Below are 12,887 nucleotides of genomic sequence, written 5' to 3' on the forward strand. Positions count from 1 at the left end.
GGGCTTGTTTGCTTCATAGTGCCAGTCAAGACCCCAGCTGACCAGTCGTGGGCGGACGAAAACTGCTCTTGCGCAACCCCTTGACGCCCCGCGATGTTGACCTTACGTTTCCGGCTTGAAAAAGGTTTGCGCAGCTTTCTCCAGCCACGAACTTGGGAGTTCCATGTCCCACACGCTCTCCACCTCCACCGCGAGCGGCCCGGTCCGGTTCGGCCCGCAGGCACGGGCCGCTCTGCGACCCACCTCCGCGCCGACGGTGACCGCGGGGTTCTGGGCCGACCGACGGCTGACCAACGCCCGGGTGAGCATCCCGCAGGGCCCGGAGCTGCTCGAGTCCGCCGGCAATCTGCACAATCTGCGCCTGGTCGCCGGCCAGGAGGGCGGCTCCTTCGAGGGCCACTACCCGTTCGTGGACTCCGACGTCTACAAGTGGCTGGAGGCCGCCTCCTGGCAGCTGGCCCAGGCCGGGGCCGAGAGCGGGGCCGACGAGGGTACGGCCGAGCTGGCCGCCGAGGTCGAGCGGATCATCACGCTGGTGGCGGAGGCCCAGGAGGACGACGGCTACCTCAACACCTGGTTCCAGACCGGAAAGGGCGAGGGCCGCTACTCGGACCTGCGCTGGGGCCACGAGCTCTACTGCGCCGGCCACCTCATCCAGGCCGCCGTCGCGCACCGCCGGGCCACCGGCGGCGAGCAACTGCTCACCGTCGCCCGCCGGTTCGCCGACCACATCGACACCGTCTTCGGCCCCGAGGGCAGCGGGCGTCCGATCGACAGCTTCGACGCCCATCCCGAGGTGGAGACCGCCCTGGTCGAGCTGTACCGGGAGACCGGCGAACAGCGCTACCTGGACCTGGCCGGCTACTTCGTCGACCGGCACGGCCACGGCCTGCACGACGGCGAGGCCTACTGCCAGGATCGGGTCCCGCTGCGCGAGGCGGAGACGGTGGAGGGCCACGCCGTGCGCCAGCTCTACCTGCTGGCCGCCGCCGCCGACCTGGCGGCCGAGACCGGCGAGGAGGCCCTGGCCGAGGCGTCCGAGCGGCTGTGGCACGCCATGGCCACCACCAAGACCCATCTGACCGGCGGGGTCGGCGCGCACCACGACAAGGAGGACTTCGGCGACCCCTACGAACTCCCCAACGAGCGCGCCTACTGCGAGACCTGCGCCGCCATCGCCTCGATCCAGTTCAGTTGGCGGCTGGCTCTGCTCACCGGGCGCGCCCAGTACAGCGACCTGATCGAGCGCACCCTGTTCAACGGCTTCCTGGCCGGCGTCTCGCTGGACGGCGAGACCTGGCTGTACGTCAATCCGCTGCAGGTGCGCGACGGTTACGTCGACGCGGGCGGCGACCAGTCGTCGCGGCGGACCCGCTGGTTCCGGTGCGCCTGCTGCCCGCCGAACGTGATGCGGCTGCTGGCCAGCCTCGAACACTACGTCAGTTCCACCGACGGGCAGGGCCTGCAGCTGCACCAGTACGCCTCGGGCCGTTTCAACGGGGACGTCGACGGCACACCCGCGGTTGTGAGCGTTAACACCAACTACCCACGGGACGGCCGGATCTGCGTCACCGTCGAGGAGAGCCCGGAGCAGCCGTGGGCGCTGTCGCTGCGCATCCCGGAGTGGTGCGGCCAGTACACGCTGCGGCACGGCGACACCGGCGCCCCGGTCACCGAGGCCGTCCTGCAGGAGGGCTGGCTGCGGGTCGAGCGGACCTGGGCGACCGGGGACGAGGTCGTCCTGGAACTGGACCTGGCTCCGCGCCTGGTGGTCGCCGATCCGCGGGTCGACGCGGTGCGCGGCTGCGCGGCGATCGAGCGCGGCCCGCTGGTGTACTGCCTGGAGCAGGCCGACCACCCCGGCGGCGGACTCGACGACGTGTCGATCGACCCCGCCGTCCCGCTCACCCTCAAGGAGCGCCCCGACCTGCTCGGCGGCGTGGTCACCGTGCTCGCGGGCGGGCGCCGGCGCACCCCGCCGCCCACCGCGTCCGGCTGGTGGCCCTACCGCACCCGCACATCCGAGCCGGCTCCCGAGCACACCCCCGACGGCGGGACCGTCATCGAGCTGACGGCCATCCCGTACTACGCCTGGGCCAACCGGAGCAGCGGCGCCATGCGCGTCTGGCTGCCCACCGACTGACGATCCGACAGCCCCACCGATCCCTCCGTTCCACCCATCCACGAGACAACGAGGTCCACCACCATGAGACACCTTCGCCGCACCCTGCTGGCCACCGTGCTGGCCGCCGGCACCCTCGCCTCCGCCGTCGCCTGTTCATCGAGCAGCGGCTCCACCGCGGCCGGCTCCGGCACCGCCAAGGCCTCCAGCTACACCTTCTGGGACCCGTACCCGCAGTTCGACGCCACCTCCGCCTGGGGGAAGCTGGTCGCCTCCTGCGGCACCCAGGCCGGGGTGACCGTCAAGCGGACCTCCTTCGACACCTCCGACCTGGCCAACAAGGCCCTGCTCGCGGCCCAGCAGGACAACGCCCCGGACGTGATGCTGGTCGACAACCCGGTGGTCTCCACGCTGGTGCAGGCCGGGATCCTGAACAAGACCGGTGACCTGGGCCTGGACACCTCCGCGATCCAGGCGAACATCATCGGCGCCGGGACGGTCGGCGGCTCCGCCTACGGCATCCCGATCGGCGCCAACACCCTTGCCCTGTACTACAACAAGAACGTCCTGAAGGCCGCCGGGGTCGACCCGGCGACGATCACCAGCTGGTCCACCCTCACGGCGGCGCTGACCAAGGTCAAGGCCGCGGGCAAGAAGGGCATCACCTTCTCCGCGATCGGCACCGAGGAGGGCAGCTTCCAGTTCCTGCCCTGGTTCTGGGGCGCCGGCGGCGACCTGACCAAGCTGAACAACGCCAACGGCGCCGCCGCGCTGTCACTGTGGAAGGGCTGGGTCTCCAGCGGTCTGGCCCCCAACGACGTGCTCAGCAACACCCAGACCACCAGCTGGCAGGAGTTCGCCACCGGCCAGTACGCCTTCGGCGAGAACGGCACCTGGCAGCTGGCCAACGCCGACAAGGCCGGGTTCCCGTACGGGGTCATCAGCATCCCCGCGCAGAACGGCGGAGCCGCCCCGGCGCCGACCGGCGGCGAGTTCGTCACCGTCCCGGTGCAGAAGGACTCCTCCCGCTACGACGTCACCAAGAAGATCGTCACCTGCCTGACCAGCTCCACCAACCTGCTCTCCACCGACACCACGCTGTCCTACATCGCGCCCACCAGCGCGGTGCAGACCCAGCAGGTCGCGGCCAACGCCGAGCTCAAGCCCTGGGTGACCGCGGTCGCCGCGGCCAAGGGGCGGACCAGCGGCGGTCTGGGCACCAAGTACCCGGTGATCTCCGAGCAGATGTGGACCGCGGTGCAGTCCGCGCTCTCCGGCGGCAAGAGCCCGCAGGCCGCGCTCGACGCGGCGCAGACCGCAGTCGCCAACCACCAGGGCTGAGCGCCTGTCTTCGAACCCCGGTCTTCCATGACCGGTCCCGAGGGTCTGTCCCTGGACGCAGCAACCGCACCGAGGAGCCCCATCGCATGACCACCGTCCGAGCCGATCGCCTCCAGCGGTCACCAGCCACGTCCAGGGCGACTCCCGCCGACCCCACCGAAACGGCCGGACCGGCCGCCGACCCCGCCGCGCGGACCCGGCGGCGCCGGCAGCGGCGCCGGAGCCAGCTCACCGCCTGGGCGTTCATCGCGCCCCTGGCCGCCTACCTGGCCGCCTTCTACCTCTACCCGCTGTACCGCAACCTCGATCTGAGCCTGCACCACTACACGGTCCGCTCCTTCGTCGACAACAACGCCCCGTTCTCAGGCTGGGCCAACTACTCCCAGGTCCTGCACGACCCCACCTTCTGGCCGGCGATGCGGAACACCATGGTGTTCACGCTGGTCTCGATCCTGCTGCAGTACGCGGCCGGCCTGGCCCTCGCGGTCTTCTTCAACCGTGGCTTCCGGCTCTCCGGAACGCTCCGGGCGCTGTTCCTGGTCCCGTGGCTGCTGCCGCTGATCGTGTCCTCGTCCACCTGGGCCTGGATGCTCAACAGCGAGTCCGGGGTGGTCAACTACGGGCTGCACCTGGCCGGGATCGCGCCGGTGGACTGGCTCACCTCGCCCAGCTGGGCGCTGACCTCCGTGATCATCGCCAACATCTGGATCGGCATCCCCTTCAACCTGGTCATCCTCTACAGCGGGCTGCAGAACATCCCCGGCGAGCTGTACGAGGCGGCCTCGCTCGACGGCGCGGGGACCTGGCAGCAGTTCCGCCGGATCACCTTCCCGCTGCTGCGGCCGGTCTCGGCGATCACGCTGCTGCTCGGCCTGGTCTACACGCTCAAGGTCTTCGACCTGATCTGGATCATGACCAAGGGCGGTCCGGGGGATGCCTCCTCCACTCTCGCCACCTGGTCCTACCGGTTCGGATTCGGTTCCCTGCTCCCGCAGTTCGGCCCCGGCGCCGCGGTCGGCAACATCCTCATCCTGATCGCCCTCGTCTTCGGCCTGCTCTACATCCGCGTCCAGAGGAGGCAGGTCGGATGACCGCCACCATCGTTTCGGTCCGGCGCCGTTCGCACGGCAGGACGGCAGTCGGCGTCGTGCTGACCGCGCTGATGCTCTTCCCGGTCTACTGGATGATCAATGTCTCGCTGACGCCGCAGCAGGACATGCGCAAGGACCCGCCGGACCTCTTTCCGCTGCACCCCACCTTCCAGGGCTACCAGGCGGTCCTCAACGACCAGATGCCCTACCTGCTCACCAGCCTGCTGATCGGCCTCGGCACCGTCGCGCTGACCCTCGCGGTCTCCGCCCCGGCGGCCTATGCGCTGGCCAAGCTCCGCCCCCGGGGCGGCGGGGTGCTGGGGGTGGTGCTGCTGATCGCCCAGATGATCCCCGGCATCGTGATGGCCATGGGCTTCTACGGGATCTTCCTCAACTTCGGTCTGATGAACTCCTGGTGGGGCCTGATCATCGCCGACTCCACCATCGCCGTCCCGTTCGGCGTGATGATCTTCACCGCGTTCATGTCCGGCATCCCGGACGAACTGACCGCAGCCGCGCTGATCGACGGCGCGGGCAGCCTGCGCACCTTCTGGTCGGTCGTGCTGCCGGTCAGCCGCAACGCGCTGGTGACCGTCTCGCTGTTCAGCTTCCTGTGGGCCTGGTCCGACTTCGTCTTCGCCAACACCCTCGACAGCGGTGGCGACCTGAGGCCGATCACCCTCGGCATCTACCGCTACATCGGAAACAACAACCAGGAGTGGAACGCCATCATGGCCACCGCCGTGGTCGCCTCGATCCCCGCCGCACTCCTGCTCGTGCTGGCCCAGCGCTATGTCGCGGCCGGCGTCACCGCCGGCGCGGTCAAGGACTGACCGCCCGGCCCCACCCCCTGTACCGCTCCTCCGCAATCGGCACGTCCACCTCCACCTCCTCCCACCCGGCACCCGTCAGGAGAGCACCCCGTGACCACAGCAGCCACCCGTACCGGCAGAGCAACCGCTCTGCTCGGCACCCTCGCCCTCGCCGTCTCGGCCACCACCCTGGGCAGCACGTCGGCCCACGCCGCGCCCAGCGCGTCCACCACCCTGGTGGTCAACGCCAACCAGCCGTTCCGCACCGTCACCCATGTCGCCTCGGGCAGCCTCTACGGCCTGGCCAACGCGGGTACCCCGGCCGCGAGCGTGGTCGCCCCGCTGCACCCCAACACCTTTGTGCAGATGGCCCCGGGCGGGTCGCAGCTGCCCAACGGCGAGTCCGCCCCGGCGGGCGACGCGCTGAAGGTGGCCTCCGAGGCCGCCGGCGCCGGGGCCAAGGTGGTCGTCCGGATGCCGGACTGGTACCCCGACTTCCCCTACAAGTGGGTGAGCTGGAGCAACTGGCTGTCCGCCGTGGACACCCAGGTCGCCTCGGTGAAGGCATCCAGCGCCACCAACATCAGCGCCTACGAGCTGTGGAACGAGCCCGACTGGACCTGGAACACCAGCTCGGCGGGCAGCTTCGACGCCGGCTGGGCCACCACCTACAAGGAGGTCCGCGCCAAGGACGCGACCACGCCGATCCAGGGCCCGAGCTACTCGGCCTGGAACCTGAGCTGGATGACCACCTTCCTCACCGACGCCAAGGCCAGCGGCACCCTCCCGGACATCGTCGCCTGGCACGAGCTCCAGGGCGGCGCGAACATCGCCGCGGACGTCGCCGCGTACCGGAACCTGGAGACCACCCTCGGGATCACCCCCCGCCCGATCGCCATCGAGGAGTACGGCACCACCAGCGAGGTCGGCGTGCCCGGCGCGATGGTCGGCTACGTCGCCAAGTTCGAGCGCGCCGGTGTGAACAACGCCGAGATGGCCTTCTGGAACCACTACGGCACCCTCGGCGACACCCTGGTGGACACCGGCGGCGCGCCCAACGGCGCCTACTGGCTCTACTCCTGGTACGGGTCGATGACCGGCAACATGGTCACCACCGTCCCGCCCGCGCAGACCGGCATCGACGGAGCGGCTGCGGTCAACAGCGCCGGCAACCAGGTCAGCGTGGTCTTCGGCGGCGGCAGCGGAGCGAGCGCCGTCACCGTCAACGGGCTCAGCTCGCTGACCGCCTTCGGCAGCACCGTGCACGTGAAGCTGGAGTACACCCCCTCGCTCGGCCGCACCACCGCGGTGTCCGCCCCGTTCACCATCTCCGACGCGGACTACACGGTCGCCAACGGCTCCATCACCGTCCCGGTGGCCACCAACGCCGCCTACGGCTACCACCTGGTGGTCACGCCCAGCGGCACCTCCACCACGCTGGCCGGGACATACCAGATAACCAACGTCAACAGCGGCCTCGCGCTGGACACCGTCGGCGCCGGCACCGCCCAGGGGACCCTGGTCGACCAGGCGACCTCCAGCACCGGCACCGACCAGTCCTGGACCCTGACGGCCGCCGGATCGGGCCTCTACAAGATCGTCAACAAGGCGAGCGGCCTGCTGCTCGGCATCACCAACGCCGGTACGGCCGACGGCGGCACCGCGCTGATCTGGGGTGACAACGGCACCGCCGACCACCTGTGGCAGCTGATCCCGGCCGGCAGCGGGCACTACAAGATCGCCAACTACAACAGCGGTCTGCTGCTGGGCGTCAGCAACATGAGCACCGCCTCCGGCGCCCAGGTCCTGCAGTGGGACGACAACGGCACCGCCGACCACCTGTGGAACCTCACCGCACGCTGATCGACCGCAAGCGGCCGGTCCCGGACAGCCGGGGCCGGCCTTGTGCCTGCGGGCCCTGGGTAATCTGCACGGGTGACCATCGACCTGATCCTGCTGCCGCGTGTCGCCTGTCGCGGACAGGAGGTCACCGCACCCCGGCTCCGTGCCCTGCTCGCGCTGCTCGCGGGCGATTTGCGCACCGGCTGCAGCACCGAGCGGCTGGTGGCGGGGTTGTGGCCGGACGAGTTGCCTGAGCGGCCGGGAAAGGCGCTGCAGGTCCTGGTGTCCAGGGCCCGGACGCAGCTCGGAGCCGACGTCATCGACAGTACGCCGACCGGATACCGGCTCACCCTCACCGAGGGGCAGGTCGACAGCTCCGCCCTGCTGCTGCACGCAGCAGCGAGCGCGGACCGGGCCAGGGCCGGGGACCACGCGGGGTCGCTGGCTGCGGCCGTGGCCGGGCTCGCACTGTGGCAAGGCACCCCGGACGGGCCCGGCGACACCGACGATCCGGTAGCCGCCCTGCGCGCCGAACGCGCCCCCGTCCGCGACGCGCTGATCCGCGCTCAGGCGCTCGCGCTGGCCCGGCTGGGGCGGCACGCGGAGGCGGCCGGGCCGCTGGCCGTGGTCGCCGCAGGGCATCCGCGCGACGAGGAGCTGCTCGCCGAGCTGCTGCGCGGCGAGGCGGCGACGGCTGGCCCGTCCACCGCGCTGATGCGGTACGAGGCGTACCGCCGCGAGCTGCGCGACGAGCTCGGCACGGATCCCGGCTCCGGGCTCAAGGCCGTCCAGCAGGAACTGCTGCGCGGTGAGGCGCCCAAGGTCAGGCACGGCGTGCCGCACGAGCCGAACCCCTTGCTCGGCCGGGACGAAGACATCGCGGCGTTGGAGCGGCTGCTGCGCACCTCCCGCGCCGTCACCGTCGTCGGCCCCGGCGGTCTCGGCAAGACCCGGCTGGCGCACGCCGTCAGCCGCCGGGCCGAACAGCGCGTGGTGTACTTCGTGCCGCTCGCCGGTGTCACCGAGGACGGGGACGTGGCAACGGAGGTGGCCTCCGCGCTCGGCGTCGGCGTGATGGGCGGCCCGGCCTCGGCCGACCCGGTGACCGGCATCCTCGGCGTGCTCGGCGTGCTCGGGTCCAGCTCAGGGTCCGGTGCCGTGCTGCTGGTGCTGGACAACTGCGAGCAGGTGGTCCGGGGCGCCGCCGACCTGGTCCAGGCCCTGGTCTCGTCCTCCAGGGACCTGCGGGTGCTCACCACCAGCCGGGCCCCGCTGGGACTTACCTCAGAAGCGGTGTACCCGCTGCCGGAGCTCGGCCTCGACACCTCGGTCGAGCTGTTCACACAGCGGGCCCGGGCCGCCCGGCCCGGCGTGGAGCTGCCGGAGGGCGCGGTGTCCGAGCTGTGCCGTCACCTGGACGGGTTGCCGCTGGCGGTGGAGCTGGCGGCTGCGCGGGTGCGGGTGCTGTCGGTGCCGGAGATCGCCCGCCGCCTCGGCGACAGGTTCGCACTGCTGCGCGGCGGGGCCCGGGACGCGCCGGAGCGCCACCGCACCCTGCACGCGGTCGTGGAGTGGAGCTGGAACCTGCTCGCGGAGAACGCCAGGGCCGCGCTGCGCACCCTGTCCGTCTTCCCCGGCGGCTTCCTGGGCGAGGCGGCCGAGCAGGTGCTCGGCGAGGACGCGCTGTTCCTCCTGGAGCAGTTGGCCGGTCAGTCGCTGGTCACCGTCGTAGACACCCCGGCCGGCGTGCGGTTCCGGATGCTGGAGACGGTTCGGGAGTTCAGTGCGGCCCGACGCACCGAGGCGGGCGAGGACGAGGGAGCCGTCGGCCGATTCCTGGCCTGGGCGCGGGACTTCGGGGTCGCCTACCACGACGCGCTCTTCGGCTCGGACCAGCTGGATTCCTGGGAGCGGATCAAGGCCGAGCAGGACAACCTCGCGCTGGCCCTGCGACACGCGCTGGCCCGTACGGACGGCCCTGCCATCGCCGCCGTCACCGCAGTCCTCGCAGCTCTGTGGTCCACCGAGTCCAACTTTCCCCGCCTCGCCGCCCTCGCCGCGGACACCGGCCCCCCGCTGTCGCACTACCACCCCGGGCGGCCTGAGGACGTCGAAGTCGCCTGCGCCGCTGCGGCGTTGTGCACGGCAGCGCTGTTCATGGGCCACGGACCCAGCGCCGTACGCCAGTTGGTCACCCTCCGGCGGCTGCCCACGGCTCCGCCGGACACGCTGCTGCGGGCTCTCGCGGCGGTGCTGAGCGCGGTCCCCGGGATGCTGCCTCCCGACTACGAGGTGTTGCGCGAACTCTGCGACAGCGAACGGCCGTTGGTCGGCGGCGTCGCCGAGTGCATCGCCGGTTATCTCTGGGAGTACCAGCACGACATCGACCGCGCGCTCGCCTCGGCCCGGCGGGCGGTCGCCGGACTGGCCGCGGTCGACAATCCTTCGGTGCAGCTCATGGTGCACTCCCGGCTGAGCGAGCTGTGCCTGCGGACGGGGCAGGGCGAGGAGGCGTACCAGCACCTCAAGGCCTCGCTCGCGGTGCTGCCGCGGCTCGGCGATGGGCACGACCACATCGGCATCCGCTCGCTGCTGACCCTCGCCTGCCTGCAGCGCGGGGACCCCGACGAGGCCGAGTACTGGCTGCGGCAGGCATCGATCGACACCACCCCGCAACAGGACGCCTTCTACCGGCCCGGCCTCGGCGGGCGCGCCGAGATCGCGCTCGCCCGCGGACTGACCGAGGTCGGGCTCGGTCTGTGGCGCAGTGCCGTGGAACGGATGCTCGCAGCCGGCGCGATCGACAGCGGCGACACCTCGCTCGACCCGTGGGCGTTCCAGATCCAGTCGGTGGCGGTGACCGCGCACGCGCACGTCGGCCGTCTCGAACCGGTCGCGCAGTCGGTCGACCGGCTGCGGCAGCGACTGCGGACCCGGCTCTCCGACCCGTCCGGCTCGCCCATGGATCTCCTGGTGTTCGGGACGGCGCTGCACGCCCTCGGCATGGCGGGGCTCGCGTCCGGCGACGCCGGCGCCGTACGGATGATCGCGCTGGCCGAACGGCTGCGGGTGATGCGTGACTTCCAGCCGACGATGTCGGCGGAGCGCGCACGGCAGGCGGCGCTGGACGCCGACGGTGCGGGGTACGCCGACGCGGTGTCGGAGTACGCCGCCCTGGAGCGGGACGAGCTGCGGGGGGCCGCCTGCGCTCTTGTGTCGGGCCGGGGCTGAACAGCGCCGCCGGCTGACGGGTGGGAGACATGTCGATTCGGGGGGAATCGGTGGTCTTCCGTTACGCGAACGTTCAACCCGCCGCCCCTGACTGCGTCACGGCCACGCCCTAGGTTCCCTGTGGGTCGGGTGAGAAGGGGCTATGGTGGCGCAACGTGCAGTGCGGGCTCGAGGGGTGACCAAGTGCTTCGGTGATGTCGTCGCACTCGACGGCGTCGACCTGGATCTGGAGCAGGGGCGGATCCACGGCCTGGTCGGGCCGAACGGAGCCGGCAAGACGACGCTGCTCGGCCTCCTGCTCGGGCTGGCCGTCGCGGACGGCGGGGCCCTCGACATCCTCGGTATGCCGGTCGGACGAGCGCTCGCGGCTCCCCGCGGTGTCGCCGGCTTTGTGGACGGGCCCGGCCTGTACCCCTCGCTGACCGCCCGGCAGAACCTCGCCGCGCTGGCCGCGCTGCGCGGCCAGGACGCGCGGACTCCACGGATCGACGACGCGCTCGGCGAGGTCGGGCTCACCGATGTCGCCGACGACCGGGTCCGCGGCTTCTCGCTGGGCATGCGTCAGCGGCTCGGGCTGGCCGCGGCCCTGCTCACCGCCCCCCGGCTGCTGGTGCTCGACGAACCCGCCAACGGTCTCGATCCGGCGGGCAAGAGGCATGTGCACGGCGTCCTCACCCGGCTGGCGAGCGAGGGCACCACCGTGGTGCTCTCCAGCCACCGGATGGACGACCTCGAATCCCTGTGCTCCGAGGTCACCATCCTCGCGACCGGGCGGGTTCGCTTCTCCGGCCCGCTGGGCAAGTTGGCGAGCGAGGACCGTGAGCTCGACTACCGGCTGCTCACCTCCGATCCGGAGGGCGCTCGCCGACTGGCCGCCGACACGGCCGGGATCCGCGTCGTCGGGGACGCGGTGGCCTGGCGTGGTGCCGAGGCGCTGGTCGTCGCCGCACAGGTGCCGGCCCTCGACGCACTGGTGGCGGGACTGGTGAGGGCGGACATCGCGGTGCGCGAGCTCGCCCCCGTGGTGTCGCCGCTGGAGGCCGCGTTCCTCGCCCTCACCGAACAGCAGGAGGCCGACCGATGACCGTGACCGTCGCTGCCGTCGATGCCGATGCCCAGCCCGGTACCCTCCGTGTCCCGGTGCTGCGCGCCTACCGCTTCGAACTGGTCAAGCTCGTCTCGCAGTGGCGGATCCGCCTGCTCGTGCTCGCCTGCTGGACCGTGCCGGGGCTGTTCGTCGCCGCGGTGAGCCAGCAGAGCACGCTCCCGACCGACACGCTCTTCGGCCGCTGGATGCACGCCACCGGATGGGCCGGGCCGCTGGTGGTGCTCGGCTTCGCGGGCTCCTGGGCGCTGCCGCTGCTGACCTCGGTGGTCGCGGGCGACGTGTTCGCCGCCGAGGACCGGCTGGGCACCTGGCGCCACCTACTGGTGGCGGTCCGCTCGCCGCAACGGATCTTCGCGGCCAAGGCACTGGCCGCACTCACCGTCATCCTGCTGCTGGTGGCCGGGATGGTCGCCTCCAGCTCGGTCGGCGGGCTGCTGACGGTCGGCAACCGGCCGCTGGTGGGCCTCGACGGCCACCTGCTGTCGCCGTCGGACGCCGCCGGGAACGTCCTGCTCGCCTGGGTCTGCGTGCTCGCGCCCACGCTTGCACTCGCCGCGATCGGCCTGCTCGGGTCCGTTGTGCTGGGGCGCTCCCCGATCGGGCTGCTGCTGCCCGCGCTGGTGGCGGTGGCGATGCAGCTCGCCCAGATGCTGCCGCTGCCGGTCGCGCTGCGCCTGGCGCTGCCCGGCTATGCCTTCATCACCTGGCACCGGCTGTTCACCAGCCCGGGACAGCCGCGCGAGCTGCTGATCTCCGTCGCGGTCAGCCTGGTGTGGGTCGTGGTCGCGACCGGGTTGGCCCACCACCTCTTCATGCGGTGGGACTTCACCAACGCGACCGACGACGGCATCGGGCGGCGCGCGCTCACGATCGCCCTGCTGCCGCTGGCCGCGCTGCTCGCCGTCACGTTCGGTGTCGTCGCCGTGGCCACCCCGTCCATGGGCTCCGGGATCTCGCAGGCGAAGGTGCAGCAGTCGGTCGCCACCGCATTCGCCCACCTCTACCGGATGCAGACGGCGCAGCTCAACCGCCCCGCCGTCACCGAGGCGCAGCTGGCGGTCACCGCGGCCTGCGACCGGAGCGGCGGCCAGGTCGACCCCCAGGGGCCGGGCAACGACTGGCGCTGCGTCGTCACCTGGCACCTCCCCGGCGCCGCGGCCCCCGGAACGGCCCTCTACCAACTGAACGTCACCTCGGACGGTCGGATCGAGGCCGACGGCGACGGACCGAAGGAAGTGAACGGCTACTTCCTGGTGCGGACCCCGACCGGGGACGCACCGAACCCGCTGTGGCAGTTCGACGGCACCGTCGAACTGGTCTCCACCTCCCTGAAGGGATGA

General features: G+C 71.6%; 8 protein-coding genes. All 8 read left to right on the plus strand.

The features are described from left to right. The first annotated feature begins 163 nt into the window (after positions 1-163). The 8 genes from ABH941_RS26555 (at position 164) to ABH941_RS26590 (ending at position 12,887) form a co-directional block, all read left to right on the plus strand. Positions 164-2,143 carry a glycoside hydrolase family 127 protein gene (locus ABH941_RS26555; RefSeq protein ID WP_370132027.1) on the plus strand — a complete coding sequence of 660 codons (1,980 nt, stop codon included), beginning with the start codon at positions 164-166 and terminating at the stop codon, positions 2,141-2,143. A 63-nt stretch (positions 2,144-2,206) separates the two neighbouring features. Next, complete coding sequence (locus ABH941_RS26560) at positions 2,207-3,463, plus strand: extracellular solute-binding protein (protein WP_370132028.1); 1,257 nt, start codon at positions 2,207-2,209, stop codon at positions 3,461-3,463. A gap of 86 nt (positions 3,464-3,549) precedes the next feature. Further along, positions 3,550-4,554 carry a carbohydrate ABC transporter permease gene (locus ABH941_RS26565; protein WP_370132029.1) on the plus strand — a complete coding sequence of 335 codons (1,005 nt, stop codon included), beginning with the start codon at positions 3,550-3,552 and terminating at the stop codon, positions 4,552-4,554. Continuing rightward, positions 4,551-5,387 carry a carbohydrate ABC transporter permease gene (locus ABH941_RS26570; RefSeq protein ID WP_370132030.1) on the plus strand — a complete coding sequence of 279 codons (837 nt, stop codon included), beginning with the start codon at positions 4,551-4,553 and terminating at the stop codon, positions 5,385-5,387. The genes ABH941_RS26565 and ABH941_RS26570 overlap by 4 nt, the downstream gene beginning before the upstream one ends. 90 nt (positions 5,388-5,477) lie before the next feature. After that, a complete protein-coding gene (locus ABH941_RS26575) occupies positions 5,478-7,229 on the plus strand; it encodes an RICIN domain-containing protein (protein WP_370132031.1) in 1,752 nt (583 codons plus the stop codon). A 72-nt stretch (positions 7,230-7,301) separates the two neighbouring features. Next, positions 7,302-10,439, plus strand: coding sequence for a BTAD domain-containing putative transcriptional regulator (locus ABH941_RS26580; protein ID WP_370132032.1), 3,138 nt, complete (start codon positions 7,302-7,304; stop codon positions 10,437-10,439). 142 nt (positions 10,440-10,581) lie between these two features. Further along, positions 10,582-11,523 (plus strand): ABC transporter ATP-binding protein, encoded by a 942-nt coding sequence (locus tag ABH941_RS26585; RefSeq protein WP_370132033.1) that lies wholly within the window; start codon positions 10,582-10,584, stop codon positions 11,521-11,523. After that, the gene (locus ABH941_RS26590) at positions 11,520-12,887 is read left to right on the plus strand and encodes an ABC transporter permease (RefSeq protein ID WP_370132034.1); all 1,368 of its coding nucleotides are present in this window, start codon (positions 11,520-11,522) and stop codon (positions 12,885-12,887) included. The genes ABH941_RS26585 and ABH941_RS26590 overlap by 4 nt, the downstream gene beginning before the upstream one ends.

Origin of the sequence: Streptacidiphilus sp. EB103A, assembly GCF_041261405.1 — a bacterium.
GTDB lineage: Bacteria > Actinomycetota > Actinomycetes > Streptomycetales > Streptomycetaceae > Streptacidiphilus.

Bases quoted from the DNA above. Each gene is read 5' to 3' on its own strand.
- ABH941_RS26560 (WP_370132028.1), top strand. From the start codon at position 2,207: ATGAGACACCTTCGCCGCACCCTGCTGGCCACCGTGCTGGCCGCCGGC.
- ABH941_RS26555 (WP_370132027.1), top strand. From the start codon at position 164: ATGTCCCACACGCTCTCCACCTCCACCGCGAGCGGCCCGGTCCGGTTC.
- ABH941_RS26570 (WP_370132030.1), top strand. From the start codon at position 4,551: ATGACCGCCACCATCGTTTCGGTCCGGCGCCGTTCGCACGGCAGGACG.
- ABH941_RS26565 (WP_370132029.1), top strand. From the start codon at position 3,550: ATGACCACCGTCCGAGCCGATCGCCTCCAGCGGTCACCAGCCACGTCC.
- ABH941_RS26590 (WP_370132034.1), top strand. From the start codon at position 11,520: ATGACCGTGACCGTCGCTGCCGTCGATGCCGATGCCCAGCCCGGTACC.
- ABH941_RS26585 (WP_370132033.1), top strand. From the start codon at position 10,582: ATGGTGGCGCAACGTGCAGTGCGGGCTCGAGGGGTGACCAAGTGCTTC.